Raw genomic sequence first — 16,874 nt, 5'->3', positions numbered from 1 at the left:
ACCCGGCCGCCGGCCCACGTGGGCGGCAGTGGGGACAACCGATGTGCTACTGACCAGTGGTGCGCAACACACCGGCAACCCCGGACGCCCTACACTGAGCCTCATTCAGCAGTGGCTCCCGCTCCGGCACGACGCCGCGCCGGACGAGCGAGCACCTCCCGAGGGAAGGAAAGACCCATGAAGAGCAGGTTCCACGGGGCAGCGACCCTGTCCGTGCTGGCCGCCTCCGCACTCGCGCTGAGCGCGTGCTCGAGCACGGGCGGCGGCGAGGAGGCCGGCGGCGACGCGACCGGCGGGGAGATCAGCCTGATCAACCCGGGCACGCTCACCGTGTGCTCGGACATCCCCTACCGCCCCTTCGAGTACACGGAGAACGGGGAGACCGTCGGCTTCGACATCGACCTGGTCAACAACATCGCCGAGGACATGGGGGTGGAGACGGAGTTCATCCGCACCGCCTTCGAGGGCATCCAGTCGGGGGTGGCCCTGGACTCGGACCAGTGCGACCTCGCCGCCTCGGGGATGACCATCAACGAGGAGCGCGAGTCGGTCATGGACTTCTCCGAGCCCTACCTCGACGACAACCTCGCCCTGCTGGTGGCCCCGGACGCCGACATCGACTCCGTGGCCGACGTCGCGGGCAAGCGCGTGGGCGTGCAGCAGGCCACCACGGGCGAGACCCAGGCCCAGGAGAACAACGCCGAGGTCGTGCAGTACGAGGACTCGGCCCTGATGATCCAGGGACTCAACACCGGCGACGTCGAGGCCGTGATCGGCAACATCTCCGTGATGGGCCCGGCCATCACCGACAACCCGGACCTGCGCCTGGTCGAGGAGATCGAGACCGGCGAGCAGCTGGGCCTGGCCGTGAAGACCGGCAACACCGCGCTGCTCGATCAGGTGAACGAGTCGCTGGCCACCATGCAGGAGGACGGCACCCTCGAGGAGCTCGAGGGCCGGTGGCTGGGCACCGGCGAGGCCGCCGGCTCGGCGAGCCCGGAGCCGTCCGCGAGCTGATCCGCCCCGCGCCCGCCCGGGTGTGACGACCACCACGGACGCCGTGGCCCGCCGACCGCGGGCCACGGCGTCCGCGTCCGTAGGCTGGGACCGGGCGGGCGACGTCGTCGGCCCCGTGCGCTCCGGCACGCCCCACCACCACGACAGGGGATGCGCCCGTGACGACCTCCTCCGGCCTCGACCTGCAGCACCTCCACCCCGGCGTCCGCCCGCAGGACGACCTGCACCGGCACGTCAACGGCGGCTGGATCGACGCCCACGACCTGCCCGGGGACCGCGCCTCCGACGGGGCCTCTGCGATGCTCACCGAGCGCAACGCCCGGCGGGTGCACGAGATCGTCCGGGCGGCCCCGGCCGGGTCCCGGATGGCGGTCCTGCACCGCTCCTTCCTCGACGAGGACGCCGTCGAGCGCCGCGGCCGGGCCGCCCTGGACCCCGACCTCGAGCTGCTCGGCGCCGCGCGCGGCAAGGCGGAGCTCGCGGGGGCCTCCGCGGCCCTGCAGCGCACCGGGGTGGACGGCCTGCTGTCCTTCTTCGTGGAGAACGACTCCGGGGACTCCTCCCGGTACTCCTTCTTCCTGTGCCAGGACGGGCTGTCCCTGCCCACCCGGTCCTACTACACCGACGCCGTGCACGGGCCGCTGCGCGCGGCGTTCGCCGACCACGTCGCGGCGATGCTCGAGCTCGCGGGCCTGCCGGCGCGGTGTGGCGTGTCCGGCGAGGAGGCCGCCGGCACGGTGCTGGCCATGGAGACCCAGCTGGCCGCCGCGCACTGGGACACCGTCGCGGCGCGGGACGTGGCGCAGATGCACAACCCCGTGGACGTGCCCGGCCTGGTGGCCCTGGCCCCCGGCTTCCCCTGGGCGGCGTGGCTGGCCGGCATCGCCCCGCAGCGGGGCACGGCGGCGTTCACCCGGATCATCGTGCGCCAGCCCTCGTTCACCACCCGGCTGGGCGAGCTCTGGCAGGAGTGGTCGGAGCAGCAGATCCGGATCTGGCAGTCGTGGCGGATCGTGTCCCGGCGCGCCCCGTTCCTGCCCCGGTGCTTCGTGGCGGAGAACTTCCGCTTCTACAGCACCGCCCTGTCCGGGATCACCCGCCCCCGGGAGCGGTGGAAGCGCGCCGAGTTCCTGGTCACCCGGATCCTGGGCGACGACGTGGCCCGGGCCTACGTGGACCGCTGGTTCCCGCCGGCGCACCAGGCCCGGGTGGAGCAGCTCGTGGAGCACCTGCTGGCCGCCTACCGGGAGCGGATCGGCCGGCTGGAGTGGATGTCGGAGGCCACCCGGGCGCGGGCGCTGGAGAAGCTGTCCACGTTCACCGTCAAGGTCGGCCGGCCCGGCACCTGGCGGGACTACTCGGGCCTGGACCTGGACCCCGCGGACCTGCTCGGCAACGTCCGCGCCGGCCTGGCCCTGGAGCACGACCGCGCCGTGCGGAAGGTGGGCGCGCCCGTGGACCGCGGCGAGTGGCTGCTCTACCCGCACTGGGTCAACGCCTACTTCCACCCCGTGCTCAACGAGGTGGTCTTCCCCGCCGGGATCCTGCAGCCGCCCTACTTCGACGCCGACGCCGACGACGCCGTGTGCTACGGCGCGATCGGCTCCGTGATCGGCCACGAGATCGGCCACGGCTTCGACGACCAGGGCGCCCGGTACGACGCCCGCGGTCACCTCGAGGACTGGTGGACCGACGAGGACCGCGCCGAGTTCGCCCGGCGCACCGCGGCGCTCGTGGCCCAGTACGACGGCTTCGTCCCGCGCGGCCTGTCCGCCGAGCACCACGTGGACGGGGCGTTCACCGTGGGCGAGAACATCGGGGACCTCGGCGGGCTGGAGATCGCCCTGGTGGCCTACCGGATGGCGCTGGCGGAGCAGGGCCTGGACCTGGACACGGCGCCGGTGCTGGACGGGCTCACGGGCGCCGAGCGGTTCTTCTACGCCTACGCGGCGCTGTGGCGCTCGACCGCCCGGGAGCAGGAGCTGATCAACCGCCTGGCGGGCGATCCGCACGCCCCGGACGAGTTCCGCTGCAACGGCGTGGTGCGCAACATGGCGGCCTTCCACGAGACCTTCCGCACCCGCCCCGGCGACGGCCTGTGGCTCCCCCCGGAGGCCCGCGTCACCATCTGGTGACCGGTGCCCCGCCGCCCGCGGGGTGGCACGCGGCGGGCCGGGCCGCCGTGGGCCGCCCCGCGGGCGGGGGCCGGTGGGTTCAGCCGCCCAGGGGCGGGGTGCGCGGGGGGACGGTGCGGCGGGCGCCGGTGGCCTCGAACGCCGCGGCCAGGCGCAGCAGGGCGGTGTCGTCCCACGCGCGGCCGGCGAGGGTGAGCCCCACGGGCATGCCGGTGTCGGCCATCGTGCCCATCGGCACGGTGACGGTCGGGATGCCCAGGTGCCGGGGCACGAGGTTGCCGTTGGCCACCCACACCCCGTTGCGCCAGGCCAGGTCCGCGGCGGCCGGGTCCACGTCGGCGCCGGCGGGCCCGACGTCCGCGACGGCGGGGAAGACCACGGCGTCCAGGCCCAGCTCGTCCATCCACTGCTCCAGGTCGATCCGGCGGGTCTCCTCGAGCCCGCGCAGGCCCTCCGCCAGGTGCGGGATCCGCGTCAGCACGGGCACCCCGTGCGCCCGCACGAACCCCGGGTAGTCGGCGATGTCGTCGTCGAACCCGTCGTAGCGGTCGGGCAGGGCGCCGGGCGGGTGCGGGAAGATCCGGGACCCGTCCACGTCGGCCAGCCGGTGCAGGGCGGGATCCCCGTTGGCGTCGAGGAAGTCGTGCCACGCCCAGGCCGAGAGGTCGAGGATCTCCCGCTGCAGGTACGCCGCGCTCACCAGTCCGCGGGTGGCGACGGTGGGCGCTCCCGGCCGGTCGCCCTCGTAGTTGCTCACCACCGGGAAGTCGACCTCGACCACGGTGGCACCGGCGGCCTCGAGGTCCCGGCGGGCGGCCTCCCACAGCGCCATCACGGAGGGCCGGGTCTCGATCCGCCGTCCGGTCGGCCCGCCGATCCCGGGGTGCTCGGCGGTACCGGCGTCCGGGTCGGCGTTGACGTACATCCGCGGCACGCCCAGCCGCCGCCCCGCCAGGACGCCGGCGGCCGCGGCGGCGTCGGACACCGCGAGCGCCGGGTAGGAGGCCGGCCGCACCGCCGACGCGGCCGGGACCTCGACCCAGGGCTGGACGCGCCAGAAGTCGCCCCGGGTCTCGGGGTCGTCGGCGACCACCACGTCGAGGACCTCGAGCAGGTCGGCCATCGTGCGGGTGTGCGGCACCACGACGTCCATGGTGGGCACCAGCGGCCAGTTGCCGCGCACCGAGATGACCCCGCGGGAGGGGGTGTAGGCGCACAGGGCGTTGTTGGAGGCCGGGGCGCGGCCGGAGGACCACGTCTCCTCGGCCAGGCCGAACGCGGCGAAGGCGGCCGCGGTGGCGGTCCCGGAGCCGTTGGAGGAGCCGGAGCCGAAGGCCGCGGTGAGGTAGTCCCCGTTGTAGGGGCTCTCGGCCCGGCCGTAGACGCCGCGCTGCATGCCGCCGTTGGCCATCGGGGGCATGTTGGTCAGCCCGAGCAGCACCGCCCCGGCCGCGCGCAGCCGCGCGATCGTGAAGGCGTCGCGCCGGGCCACGAGGTGCTCGAACGCGGGCGAGCCGGCCGCGACGGTGAGGCCTTCGACCTGGTAGCTGTCCTTCGCGGTGTACGGGATCCCGTCCAGGGGGCCGAGCACCTCCCCGCGGGCCCGGCGGGCGTCGGAGGCGCGCGCCTCCTCCAGCGCGGCGGGGTTGTCGACGACGACGGCGTTGAGCATCGGCCCGCCGCGGTCGTAGGCCGCGACGCGGGCGAGGTAGGCGCGGACCAGCTCCTCGCTGGTGGTGCGCCCGGACTCCAGGGCCGCGCGCAGCTGGGCGATGCTCGCCTCCACGACCTCGATGCCGCGGCCGGACCTGCCGGTGGCCGTGTCGCCCGGCGTGTTCCGCGGGACGCCGGAGGCGCTCATCGGGTGCCCCTCCCGTCCGTGGCGGCGCCGCGGGGCGCCGGCTGCTGCTGGGTGATGCAGTGGATGCCGCCGCCGAACGCGAAGATGTCGCGGGCGTCGACCAGCTCGACCGTCCGGCCCGGATAGGCCTCGGCGAGGACCCGGGCGGCGACGGCGTCGTGCGGGTCGCCGAAGGCGCACAGCACGACCGCGCCGTTGGCGACGTAGTGGTTGATGTAGGACCAGTCCACGAACCCGTCGCCGGCGTCGAGCACGGTGGGCGCGGGGACGTCGACCACGCGCAGCCGGCGCCCGCGGGCGTCGACGGCGGCCTCGAGCACCGCACGGATCTGCCGGGACACCTCGAAGTCGGGGTGCGCCGGGTCGTCCTGGCGGTGCACCAGGACGGTCCCGGGCCCGGCGAAGGCGGCGACGATGTCCACGTGGCCGCGGGTGCCGAACTCGTCGTAGTCGCGGGTGAGCCCGCGCGGCAGCCAGATCGCCGTCGTGGTGCCCAGCCGGGCGTGGACCTCGGCCTCGACCTGCTCCTTCGTGGCCCCGGGGTTGCGGCCCGGATCCAGCTGCACGGTCTCGGTGAGCAGGACGGTGCCCTCGCCGTCGACGTGGAACCCGCCGCCCTCGTTGACCAGGGTGCTGGCCCGCACCGCGGCCCCGGCCCGCTCCGCCACGAAGCGGCCCAGGTGCTGGTCGTGCTCCCAGGCGGCCCACTCCTGGGCGCCCCAGCCGTTGAACACCCAGTCCACGGCGACCACGTCCCCGGCCGGGTCGTGGGCAAAGGTCGGCCCGGAGTCGCGCAGCCACGCGTCGTCGAGCGGAGCCGTCACGACGTCGACGTCCTCCCCCAGCGCGGCCCGGGCGGCGTCCGCGTCGGCGGGTGCCGCCACCACCGTGACGGGCTCGTGGGCGGCGATGGTGCGGGCCACGGCGGCCCAGGCGCGCCGGGCGCGGGCGAGGGTGTCGCTGCCGGCGGGGCCGAAGGTGTCGTTGGGGGGCGGGAAGGCCATCCAGGTCCGCGTGTGGGGGGCCCACTCGGCGGGCATCACGGTGGCCGACGCCGCCTCCGGCGCGGCCTGGTCGGCGGTGGGGCGGGTGACGGGGTGCATGGTCTCGGTCTTTCTCGGGTCGTCGGCCGGTCGGGCCGGGATGGGTCGGGCTGGGAGCGATCGGGGCGGAGTCGTGGCGCGCGGTGGACGGACGGTCGGCGGCCCCGGGCGCGCGCCCGGGGCCGCCGCGGATCCGCTCAGTCGAGGACCGGCAGCTCGGTGGTCTCGAAGCGCTCCCGGAAGAAGGAGGGGTTGCGCCGGTACTGGACGAGCATGACCACGACGCCGAGCAGGAGCATCCCCACCCCGAGGACGAACACCAGGCCGACCCCGCCGATCGAGGACCCCGAGCCGTACTCCGGGTCCATGGAGTCGTAGGACGTCTGGACGAAGAAGACCAGCAGGAGGATCCCGCCGAGCAGCGGGGCCAAGAACTTCGTCAGCAAGGCCTTCGCGGTGCGGAAGGCGTCCCGGCGGAAGTACCACACGCAGGCCAGGGCGGTGACGCCGTAGTAGAAGCAGACCATCATCCCCAGGGTGGTGATGGTGTCCCACAGGACGTTCTCCGAGACCACGCGCATCACGGCGTAGAACACCGAGGCGATGACGGCCGCCGCGATCGTGGCGTAGCCCGGGGACTGGAAGCGGGAGGTGATCCGGGCGTACTTCGCCGGCAGGGCGCCGTAGTGGCCCATGGCGAGCATGGTGCGCGCCGGGGAGATCATCGTGGACTGCAGCGACGCCGCCGAGGAGGACAGCACCGCGAGGGACATCAGGATCGCGAACGGCCCCATGACCGGGCCGGCGAGCGCCGCGAACACGTTCTCCTGGATGTCCTCGTTGCCCAGGCCGAACTCGGCGGCGCCCACTCCCGAGTAGGACAGCACGGCGAGCGAGACGGCCATGTAGAGGGCGACGATGACGAGGATGGTCGCGATGGCCGAGCGCCCGGGCCCGGTGGTGGAGTCCCGGCTCTCCTCGTTGAGGGTGAGCACCACGTCCCAGCCCCAGTAGATGAACACGGACAGGGACACCCCCGCGGCGAAGGCGGAGAAGGTCTCCACGCCGAACGGGTTGAACCACTCGGCGCGCACGGAGAGGCCGTCGAAGGCGGTGCCGCCGGCCACGTGGCCGAAGGCCGCGGCGGCGAACCACAGCAGGACGAGCAGCTGGAAGACGACCAGGACGTACTGCACCACCTTGGTGGCCTCCATGCCCCGGTAGGAGATCCAGGCCGCGACCGCCACGAACGCCAGACAGGTGGCCACGTTGACGGGCACGTTGCGGGTGAGCTCCGCGACGGCGTCGTTGCCGGTGATCTGGGCGAGGGCCAGGTAGAAGAAGTCCACGGCGATGCCGGCCAGGTTGGACAGCACGAGGATGGTCGCGGCGAGCAGCCCCCAGCTGCCCATCCACCCCACCCAGGGGCCGAAGGCCTTCGACACCCAGGTGAAGGTGGTGCCGGAGTCGGGCATGGCCCGGTTGAGCTGCCGGTAGCCGACGGCCACGAGGAGCATGGGCACGAAGCCGACCAGCAGGATCGCCGGGAGGTGGGTCCCCACCGCCGCGGCGGTGGGCCCGAGGGCACCGGAGAGGGTGTAGGCGGGCGCGATGGTGGACACGCCGATGACCACGGAGCCGAGGAGCCCCACGGAGCCCTTGCTGAGCCCCTTCTCGTGGCCGGTCCTGCGCTCGTGGGCAAGCGGTGCGGTGCCGGTGCTCATGACGCGGCCTCCTTCTCGGTTCGGCCCGGAGCATCCTCCGGGTGGGGCCGGGGCACGACGACCATCGGCACCGGGACGTGCTTGAGCAGCCGGGCTGCGGTGGTGCCCAGGAAGGTCTGCCGCCCCTGGGCCAGGCGGGACGAGCCGATGAGCAGGATCCCGCCCGGGGCCCAGTCGACCTCCTGGGCGGCCTTCTTGAGCGTCCGCCCGGAGGCAACCCGCACGGTCACGGGCCGGGTCCGGCGGGCCTCGGCCGCCGCGGTCTCCAGGTGCTCCTGGACGCGGCGGCGGGCCTGCTCGGTGGCGTCCGGGTCCGCGGCCTCCCCCTCGAGGAAGGAGATCAGCTCCAGCTCCAGGCCGGAGCGCTCGACGGCCCCGACCGCCTCCCGGATCACCTGGTGCGCCCCGGGGCGGGTGCCCACGGCGGCGTAGAGCCGGGTGAGCCGCTCGTCCCCGGGATACCGGCGCGGGGCGAGGGCCACGGGGACCGGTGAGCTGTGCAGCAGCGAGTTCACCACGGAGCCCAGGGTCAGGCGCCCGCCGCCCGTGCCGGCGCCGACCACGATCATCGCGGCACCGAGCTCGGCGGCGGCCTCGACCAGTCCGGCCGGCACGGACCGGGCCTCCCGCAGGTGGGTGCGGACCGTGACTCCCTCGGGCACCAGCGCGGCGGCCTCCCGCAGCCACCGGCGGGCCTGCCCGCGGAGCACCGCGGAGATGTCCCCCACCGGCGGGTAGACCTGCTGGTACGGGCCGTCCGAGCGCAGCACGAGGACGATCTCCAGCTCGGCGCCCACGTCGCGGGCCAGCGCGGCGCCCAGCCGCACGGCGTCCCGGCTGCGGCGGTCGCCGCTGCAGCCGACGACGTAGCGCGGCACCCCGGCGGTGCTCATCGCCCCGCTCCCGTCAGCGAGCCGGCGCGGAGGATCCCGTCCGCCGCGGCCCGGCCCTGGCGCAGGGCGCCGTCGACGTGCTGGTAGCCCTCGGCGGCGAGGTCGGAGCAGGCCCACCGGATGGGGCCGACCGGGGTGGCCTGGTGCGCGCCGTAGCGGTGCAGCCCGCCCAGGTCGTAGCTGGCGGCGTAGGCGCCGCGGGTCCACTCCTCGGAGCCGAAGTCGGACTCGTAGTAGACCACCGGCTCCAGCGCCTCCTCGCCGAGGTAGCGGGCGAGGGACTCGAGGATCAGCCGGCGGCGCTCCTCGGCGGGCAGGGCGAAGACCGCGTCGGCCTTCTCGTCGGAGACGAAGCCCACCAGGGTGCCGCGCGGGTCCTCGTGGTTGGTGTTGTCGTAGACCTCCTGGCAGAGCTCGTGGGCGCCGAAGCCGGTGCCGGACAGGCCCTTGGCCCGCCAGAACGGCGTCTCGTACACGGCGTGCACCTTGATCACCAGGCCGAGGGACTGGTGCTGGTGCATCTGGTGCTGCAGCCGCGGCAGGGGCGGCTCGAAGGAGATCCGCGAGTAGAGGTTCGGCGGGACGGCCACGACCACGTCGCGGGCGACCACGGTGAGCCGGTCGGACCAGACGGTCACGGGGGTGCCGGGGACGTGCTCGGCGTAGGTCTGCCCCTCGCCGGCCCAGCGGACGGTGCGCACGGGGGTGTTGAGGAACACGACGTCCTCCCCCAGCTCGGCGGCCATGGTCTCGGAGACGGACTGCATGCCGCCGACCACCCGGCGGTCGAGGATGAAGTCCTCGTCCACGAGGTGGGAGAAGGACCCGGCGGAGGCGGCCATCAGCACGGCCTGCAGCGCGGAGAACGCGTGCGCCGGCTTGGTGAGCATCCCGCCGGCCACGAAGATGCCGACGTTGTCGCACGCGGCCTCGTCGGAGGACTGCTGCCGCAGCCAGGCGTGGAAGGAGACGGTGTCCAGCTCCCGGGCCAGCGGGTGCGCCCACGGCTGCGCCACGCCGATCTGCTCGACCAGCCCGTCGAGGATCCCGACGAGCCGGTCCATCTCCGCGATCGTGGACTCCCCGGCGGGGAACATCGACCCGGTGTAGGTGTGGCGGGCGCCGTCGGGGGCGAGGTAGACGGACTCGCCCTCGCGGTAGCGCTGGTAGGTGCCCAGGCCGAGCTCGTCGACGAGGGCGAGCAGCTCGGTCTGGTCCGGGGAGATCCACTGCCCGCCGAGCTCGAGGAAGGCGCCCTCGACGGTCCGCGACCAGGTGCGCCCGCCCACGCGGTCGCGGGCCTCCAGGACGGCCACGGTGCGCCCGGCGGCCACGAGCGCGCGGGCGGCCATCAGCCCGGCGGGGCCGGCTCCGACGACGACGACGTCGCGCTCGATCGCGGTCTCGCTGCCCAGGGTGCGTTGATCGGTCACTGTGTTCTCCTTCACGCTAAAATGAACTAAATTCATTAAGCGGGAGCGCACCGGGACCCGTCAAGGGCCGCAACACAAAATTCACACGGCGGGTCCGCCCTGCGGCGGGGACGCTACTTCTTGGTCCGGCGACTGCCGGCGTGCCAGTCCTCCTCGGCCCCGGGGCGCTCCGGCACGGCGCCGAGCCCCCGCAGCTGCGGCTGCTCCCGCAGGCTGCGCTTGAGCTCCGCGAACCCGGGGAAGCGGGCGAGCGCGACCACGTGGTCCCACAGCTCGAGGGCCTCGTCCTCCCCCGGGAGCCGGCTGATGACGGGGCCGAAGAAGGCCACGCCCTCCGGGGGGCCGAAGTGGATGATCGGCGTGCCCACGTCACGGCCCGTCAGGGCCAGGGCCTCCTCGGTCTCCGCGCGGACCACCGCGTCCAGGGACTCGTCCCCGAGGGCGCCCGCGAGTCCGCGCGGGAGCCCAGCGACCTCCAGGACGGGTTCGAGGAACGCCGGCGTGGCGCGGCGGTCCGTCGCGGGCGCCCCGGGGTCGGGCGCCGGGTCGGCGTCGAAGGTGTGCGCCCCGAGGCTCGCGTACAGCCGCCCCACGGCCTCGCGCCCGTGCTCGGCGCGGGTGCGGGCGGCCACCCGCAGCAGGTGCAGGCCGGCCGTGTGGCCGGCCTCGTACTCGGGCGGGAACCACGCGTCGTAGTCCACGTGCTCGTTGAGCAGGCGCAGGGAGATGAACCGCCAGTCCACCCGGTGGTCCCGCCGGTCCGCGACCGTGCGGACCCACTTGCTGGCCAGCCACGCGAACGGGCAGGTGGGGTCGAAGTAGAAGTGCAGGTCGGCGTCCGTCACCGTCCACACGCTAGGAGCGCCCCCGGCGGCGGTCAAGGCTGCGGCGGCCGCGGGCACGGCCGCCCGGTCGCGGACCTAGACTCGATCTGACCACCCGTACCCGGCGGCCGCGCCCGGCGGCACCGGGACCCGCAGCACGACGTCCAGGAGGACCCCGCCCATGGCTCCCGCCCGACCCTCTCCTCGCCGTCGCGGGCGCCCGAGCCAGCCGGTGCTCTCCGAGGAGCGGATCACCAGCGCCGCCATGAAGATCGTGGCCTCCCGGGGCTACCGGCACCTCACCATGACGGAGCTCGCCCGCGAGCTGAAGGTCTCCACCTCGGCGCTGTACAACCACACGTCCTCGAAGCGGGACGTGCTGATCCGGGTCCAGGACCGGATCAACCAGGGGATCGACCGGTCCGGCTTCGGCCCCCTCCCGTGGGACCGCGCCCTCGAGCGCTGGGCGCGGTCCTACCGGGACTGCTACGCACAGCACACGGCCATGATCCCGATCATGGCCGTGCTGCCCGTGGCCGACTCCCCGCACACCCTGGAGATGTACGAGACCGTGGCCCGGGGGCTCGCGGACGCGGGCTGGGCGCGCGGCGACATCGTCGACGTGATCGTCTCGGTCGAGTCCCTGGTCTTCGGCGCCGCCTACGACGCCACCGCGCCGGCCGACATCTTCGACCCCGGGGAGCGCTCGGATTTGGCCCCGGTGTTCGCGGACGCCGTGCGGGCGCGTCCCGGGGACGCGGCGGCGGCGGCCGAGGAGGCGTTCGACGTGGCGCTGCGGGCCATGCTGGACGGCCTGCGCCTGCGCCTGGCGGCCGGGCGGGACTGACCCGCCCGGCCGGCTCAGGCGTCCAGGGCGTGCATGACGTGCTTGACCTGGGTGTACTCCTCGACCGAGTAGAGGGAGAGGTCCTTGCCGTAGCCGGAGTTCTTGAACCCGCCGTGCGGCATCTCGGAGATCAGCATGACGTGGGTGTTGACCCACACGCAGCCGAACTCGAGGTCGCGGGAGACCCGCATGGCCGTGCCGTGGTCGGTGGTCCACACGCTCGAGGCGAGGGCGTAGTCCACGTCGTTGGCGAGCTCGAGCGCCTCCTCCTCCGTGCCGAAGGGCTGCACGGTGAGCACCGGCCCGAAGGTCTCCTCCTGCACCAGGGCGTCGTCCTGGTGCACCCCGGTCACCACGGTGGGCTCGAAGAAGTAGCCGGGGGCCCCCTCCACCGGCTTCCCGCCGGTGACCACGGTCGCGTGCTCGGGGAGGTCGGCGAGCTTGCGGCAGACGTCCTCGAAGTGCCGGACGTTGTTGAGCGGGCCGTAGGAGTTCCGGGACTCGTCCGGGTCCCCGGTCACGATCTCCCGGGCGGCGTCGGCCAGCAGCCGCACGAACTCGTCATGGGCGCTGTCCTGGACCAGGATGCGGGTCACCGCGGTGCAGTCCTGGCCGGCGTTGAACGTGCCGAACTCGACGAGGGCCTTGGCGGCGGCCGGCAGGTCGGCGTCCGCGAACACGACGGCGGGCGCCTTGCCGCCCAGCTCGAGGTGGCCGCGGGTGAGGTTCTGCGCCGCGGCCAGGGCCACGGCGCGGCCGGCGCGCACGGAGCCGGTGATGGAGACCATGGAGGGCGTGCGGTGCGCGGTCATCAGCGCCCCCGTGGAGCCGTCCCCCAGGACGACGTTCACCACGCCGGCGGGGAAGATGCCGTCGATGAGCCGTGCCAGCACGAGGGTGGACTCGGGCGTGGTGTCCGAGGGCTTGAGGACCACGGTGTTGCCCGCGGCCAGTGCTGGGCCGAGCTTCCAGATCGCCATGAGCAGCGGGTAGTTCCAGGGGGTGACCTGGGCGACGACCCCGACCGGCTCGCGCCGCACGTAGGAGGTGTGCTCGCCCATGTACTCCGCCGCGGCCTTGCCCTCCAGGAGGCGGGCCGCGCCGGCGAAGAAGCGCAGGTTGTCGGCGCCGGCGCCGACCTCCTCGTCCGCGATCATCTGGCGGGGCTGGCCGGTGTTGCGGTGCTGGGCGTCGACGAGCTCGGAGCTGTGCGCCTCGAGCGCGTCCGCGAGCCGGAGCAGCATGAGCTGGCGCTCGCTCGGGGTGGTGCGCTTCCAGGTCCGGAAGGCCTTCTTGGCGGCGGCGAAGGCCTGGTCCACGTCCGTGGCGTCGGAGACCGGGGAGACGGCCACCGTCTCCCCGGTGGCCGGGTCGACCACGTCGATCCGGCCGGTGCCGTGGGCGTCGACGAAGGCGCCGTCGACGTAGTTCTGCAGGACGTCGCTCATGGTGGGGTCTCCTCTGCGGGCGGGAACACGGTGCCGCCCACTCTAAATGATCGGCTTTCATTTTAGTAGGCTCCGGCGTGACCGGCAGCACAACTCTAGCGCCGCCGCGGCGGGCGGGAAGCCGCCGATCGCAGGACCCCCCGCCCGCCCATGACCGGCCGGATCGCCACAGGACGTCACAATGTGCTGAGGGGTGCATCACTATGCTACGGCGCGTGACGGCAGCCTGGAATGCTTGCGGCGGAAATAATATGATTTCCGGGTGCTTATCTCAGGTCTTCTCATCGGCGCCGCCCTCGGGTTCGTCCTCCAGCGCGGCCGTTTCTGCGTCACCGGCGCGTTCCGCGACGTCTGGATCGCGAAGAACACGTGGTGGCTGTCCGCCCTCTTCGTGGCCATCGCGGTCCAGTCGGCCGGAGTGTGGCTGCTGGACGCCCTCGGCGTGATCACCCTCGCCTCCACCGGCTTCGCGTGGCTCGCCACGATCCTCGGCGGCCTGATCTTCGGCTTCGGCATCGTCCTCGCCGGCGGCTGCGCCACCGGCACGTACTACCGGGCGGGCGAGGGCCTCGTCGGCTCCTGGTTCGCCCTGCTCTTCTACGCCCTGTTCGCGGCGATCTCCAAGTACGGCCCGCTCGCCGGGACCACGCAGGCGCTGCGGGGGATCACCACCGAGCACGGCACCATCCACGAGACCCTGCACGTCTCCCCGTGGATCCTCGTGGCCCTGCTGGTCACGGGCGCGGCCCTGTGGGCGCGCCACCACCTCACCAAGCCCCGGATGAAGGTCGCGACGCTGCCGCCGGAGCGGACGGGCCTGAACCACCTGCTGTTCGAGAAGGCCTGGAACCCGTTCGCCACCGCCGTGGTGGTCGGCCTCATCGCGATCGCCGCCTGGCCCGCCAGCTGGGCCACCGGCCGGGAGTTCGGCCTCGGCGTCACGGGTCCCTCGGCGAACATCGCCAACTACCTCACCACCGGAGACCTCGAGATGGTCGACTGGGGCGTGCTCCTGGTGGTCGGCATCCTCGTCGGGTCGTTCATCGCGGCCAAGGGATCCGGCGAGTTCAAGATCCGCGTCCCCGACGCGCAGACCATCGTCCGGTCCATCGCCGGCGGCGCCCTGATGGGCATCGGCGCGGCGTGGGCCGGCGGCTGCACCATCGGCAACGGGCTCGTCGAGACCTCGATGTTCTCGTGGCAGGGCTGGATCGGCCTGGGCGCCATGATCCTCGGCACCGGGGTGGCCGCCAAGATCTTCATCGCCCCCCGCAAGAAGTCCGCCACCCCGGGCCGCGTCCCGGCCGGCGTCTGAGCCCCACCCACCCCGACCCCCAGGAGGCACTCCTCATGGCACAGCACATCCTCGAGACCGACGGTCTCGTCTGCCCGTTCCCCGTCGTCGAGGCGAAGGCCGCGATGGCCGAGATGCCCGCCGGCGACGAGCTCATCATCAACTTCGACTGCACGCAGGGCACCGAGGCCATCCCGCGCTGGGCGGCCGAGAACGGCTACCCCGTCACGCAGTTCTCCAAGCGCGGCGCGGCCGAGTGGTCGATCACCGTGCAGAAGGCCTGATCCCCGGGCGCCGCACGCCACCGGCCCCGCCCGACAGACCCCCGCGACCGAGCTGATCGGTCGCGGGGGTCCGTCGTCGTCCGGGGTGCGACCCGGCGCCGACCGTGGCGGCACCTGCCCGCCGGCCCGTGCCGCGGGTGCGTAGGCTGGCCGCAGACCCGCTCCCGGCCGAAGGACCCGCCATGACCCGCGCGCCGCTGCCCCGCATCCTCGTCCCCGTCCTGTGCGCCGGGCTGCTTCTGGCGGGCTGCGCCCGGGACACCGGCCCGGGGGCGGCCGCCACGCCCGCGGCGGGCGGGAGCGCGTCGTCGTCCGCCGCTTCCCCGACGCCCTCCCCCACCCCTACTCCCACCCCCACGCCGGAGGAGCCCGCCGAGCTGATCGGCGGGGGCACCGAGGTGTTCCCCGGGCGCCGGATGGTGGCGCTCTACGGGCAGCCCGGCACCCCCGCCCTGGGGGCGCTCGGCGAGCAGGGCCCCCGGGAGTCGGTGCGCCGGGTCAAGGAGCTGGCCGCGCAGTACGAGCCCTTCAGCGAGGAGCCGGTGGTCCCGGCGTTCGAGATCATCGCGACCACGGCGTCGGCGGAGCCCGGCGAGGACGGGGACTACTCCCGGGAGTCGGCCGTGGAGGACCTGCGCCCCTACGTGGAGGCCGCCGCGGAGCACGGCGTCTACGTGGTGCTCGACCTGCAGCCCGGCCACCAGGACTTCCTGAGCCAGGCGCAGCAGTACGAGGAGCTGCTGCGCCTGCCCAACGTGGGACTGGCCCTGGACCCGGAGTGGCGGCTCGCCCCCGGGCAGGTGCACCTGGTGCAGATCGGCTCGGTGGACGCGGCCGAGATCAACGCGACGACGGCGTGGCTGGCCGGCCTCACCGCCCGCCACGACCTGCCGCAGAAGGTGGTGCTGCTGCACCAGTTCGCGGAGTCGATGATCACGGACCGGCACCTGGTGGACGCCTCGCACCCGGAGCTCGCGCTCGTGCTGCACGCCGACGGCCACGGCACGCCGGAGCTGAAGACGGGGACGTGGGAGCGACTGAAGCGGGACCTGCCCCCGGGGATCCGGATGGCGTGGAAGAACTTCTACGACGAGGACACCCCCACCTTCACCCCGGAGCAGACGTTCGCCCTCGAGCCGCGGCCCTGGTTCGTCTCCTACCAGTGACCCCGGGCCCCGGACCCGACCGCGGGAAGCGCGCCGGACGGCGCGACCCGTCGCCCGGGCGGGGCGCGCGGTTGCTAGCGTGTGGCCGTGCGGACCGACAGACTCCAGAGCCCCCGGCAGCGGAAGACCATCGACCGGCTGGCCCGCTGGCTCACGCGCTCCCACGGCGCGGACCCGGGGTGGGACGCCCTGGTGCTGGACGTCCTCAGCGTGGGCCGCGACCTGCGTCTGCAGGTGCGGGAGGTCCGCGGCGCCGCCACGTCCCACCACCCCGTGGACGTCGCCGGCCGGCGCAGCGCCCCGCGGCGGCTGGTCCGCGCCCTCCAGGACGACTACGCCGACCTGGTCGACGGCACCTGGCTCTCGGCTACCTTGCTCGTCACGGTCTCCGGACGGCGCTGGGACCGCCCCGGGGTGGAGCTGGTGCTCAACTACGCCGAGGAGCCCCCGCTCCCGGCGCACGCCCCGCACCCGGTCGCGGCCGAGGACTGGCGGCGGCACCTGGACCGCTACCGCCGGATGGACCGGAGGATCCCCGACTGGCTGCGCGAGCGCCTCACCGCGGCCGGCCTCGACGTGCCCGAGCGCTGACCCGGCCCGTTCGCCGTGCGGGAACATCCGCCCGGCACCCCCGGCGCCGCTTCCCTCAGCATGCTGAGGGGCCTAGGCTGGGGACATCTGTTCACCGATCGGAAGGAGATTCCATGGGACTCGGAGACAAGATCAGCAACGCCGCGGAGAAGGCGGGCGGTGCTGCCAAGGAAAAGGTCGGCGACGCCACCGACAACCGCGACCTTCAGGCCGAGGGCCAGGCGGACAAGCTGTCCGGCAGCGCCAAGCAGGCCGGCGAGCACGTCAAGGACGCGGGCAAGAACTTCAAGGACGGCATCTAGCACCACGGTCCA

15 protein-coding genes are annotated in these 16,874 nt (G+C 73.8%); 8 read left to right on the top strand and 7 right to left on the bottom strand.

Going from position 1 to position 16,874, the window contains the following annotated elements:
* The first annotated feature begins 177 nt into the window (after positions 1-177).
* Positions 178-1,017, top strand: coding sequence for an ABC transporter substrate-binding protein (locus ACWCOM_RS10010; protein ID WP_454548599.1), 840 nt, complete (start codon positions 178-180; stop codon positions 1,015-1,017).
* 158 nt (positions 1,018-1,175) lie between these two features.
* Entirely contained in the window at positions 1,176-3,152 is a 1,977-nt protein-coding gene (locus tag ACWCOM_RS10005; protein ID WP_454548598.1) for a M13 family metallopeptidase, read from the top strand.
* Between the two features lie 79 nt (positions 3,153-3,231).
* Here ACWCOM_RS10005 and ACWCOM_RS10000 read toward each other — a convergent pair whose 3' ends face one another.
* The 6 genes from ACWCOM_RS10000 to ACWCOM_RS09975 all read right to left on the bottom strand — a co-directional run bounded on the left by ACWCOM_RS10000 (position 3,232) and on the right by ACWCOM_RS09975 (position 10,951).
* Positions 3,232-5,013: an amidase gene (locus ACWCOM_RS10000; RefSeq protein ID WP_454548597.1), complete on the bottom strand. Its 1,782-nt coding sequence runs from the start codon at positions 5,011-5,013 to the stop codon at positions 3,232-3,234.
* Complete coding sequence (locus ACWCOM_RS09995; protein ID WP_454548596.1) at positions 5,010-6,116, bottom strand: agmatine deiminase family protein; 1,107 nt, start codon at positions 6,114-6,116, stop codon at positions 5,010-5,012. Before ACWCOM_RS09995 ends, ACWCOM_RS10000 begins: the two co-directional genes overlap by 4 nt.
* A 137-nt stretch (positions 6,117-6,253) precedes the next feature.
* Entirely contained in the window at positions 6,254-7,780 is a 1,527-nt protein-coding gene (locus ACWCOM_RS09990) for an APC family permease (protein ID WP_454548595.1), read from the bottom strand.
* A complete protein-coding gene (locus ACWCOM_RS09985; protein ID WP_454548594.1) occupies positions 7,777-8,673 on the bottom strand; it encodes a universal stress protein in 897 nt (298 codons plus the stop codon). The genes ACWCOM_RS09990 and ACWCOM_RS09985 overlap by 4 nt, the downstream gene beginning before the upstream one ends.
* The gene (locus tag ACWCOM_RS09980) at positions 8,670-10,106 is read right to left on the bottom strand and encodes a flavin monoamine oxidase family protein (protein ID WP_454548593.1); all 1,437 of its coding nucleotides are present in this window, start codon (positions 10,104-10,106) and stop codon (positions 8,670-8,672) included. The genes ACWCOM_RS09985 and ACWCOM_RS09980 overlap by 4 nt, the downstream gene beginning before the upstream one ends.
* A gap of 113 nt (positions 10,107-10,219) precedes the next feature.
* Positions 10,220-10,951, bottom strand: a complete 732-nt coding sequence (locus ACWCOM_RS09975; protein WP_454548592.1) for a mycothiol-dependent nitroreductase Rv2466c family protein — start codon at positions 10,949-10,951, stop codon at positions 10,220-10,222.
* 160 nt (positions 10,952-11,111) lie between these two features.
* On the opposite strand from ACWCOM_RS09975, the gene ACWCOM_RS09970 reads away from it, so the two are divergent.
* A complete protein-coding gene (locus ACWCOM_RS09970) occupies positions 11,112-11,777 on the top strand; it encodes a TetR/AcrR family transcriptional regulator (protein WP_454548591.1) in 666 nt (221 codons plus the stop codon).
* Positions 11,778-11,791: 14 nt separating this feature from the next.
* On the opposite strand, the gene ACWCOM_RS09965 is transcribed toward ACWCOM_RS09970, so the two are convergent.
* Positions 11,792-13,225: a gamma-aminobutyraldehyde dehydrogenase gene (locus tag ACWCOM_RS09965; RefSeq protein WP_454548590.1), complete on the bottom strand. Its 1,434-nt coding sequence runs from the start codon at positions 13,223-13,225 to the stop codon at positions 11,792-11,794.
* Positions 13,226-13,487: 262 nt separating this feature from the next.
* Here ACWCOM_RS09965 and ACWCOM_RS09960 point away from each other — a divergent pair, with 262 nt between their 5' ends.
* The 5 genes from ACWCOM_RS09960 to ACWCOM_RS09940 all read left to right on the top strand — a co-directional run bounded on the left by ACWCOM_RS09960 (position 13,488) and on the right by ACWCOM_RS09940 (position 16,862).
* Positions 13,488-14,540, top strand: a complete 1,053-nt coding sequence (locus ACWCOM_RS09960) for a YeeE/YedE family protein (RefSeq protein ID WP_454548589.1) — start codon at positions 13,488-13,490, stop codon at positions 14,538-14,540.
* A 35-nt stretch (positions 14,541-14,575) separates the two neighbouring features.
* A complete protein-coding gene (locus tag ACWCOM_RS09955) occupies positions 14,576-14,803 on the top strand; it encodes a sulfurtransferase TusA family protein (protein ID WP_454548588.1) in 228 nt (75 codons plus the stop codon).
* Between the two features lie 182 nt (positions 14,804-14,985).
* The gene (locus ACWCOM_RS09950; RefSeq protein ID WP_454548587.1) at positions 14,986-15,969 is read left to right on the top strand and encodes a hypothetical protein; all 984 of its coding nucleotides are present in this window, start codon (positions 14,986-14,988) and stop codon (positions 15,967-15,969) included.
* An 87-nt stretch (positions 15,970-16,056) separates the two neighbouring features.
* Positions 16,057-16,560, top strand: a complete 504-nt coding sequence (locus ACWCOM_RS09945; protein ID WP_454548586.1) for a hypothetical protein — start codon at positions 16,057-16,059, stop codon at positions 16,558-16,560.
* A 113-nt stretch (positions 16,561-16,673) separates the two neighbouring features.
* Positions 16,674-16,862 (top strand): CsbD family protein, encoded by a 189-nt coding sequence (locus ACWCOM_RS09940; RefSeq protein WP_156269049.1) that lies wholly within the window; start codon positions 16,674-16,676, stop codon positions 16,860-16,862.
* Positions 16,863-16,874 lie beyond the last annotated feature (12 nt).

The organism is Kocuria sp. KH4 (assembly GCF_053711175.1).
This window is presented reverse-complemented; position numbering and strand designations above follow the sequence as displayed.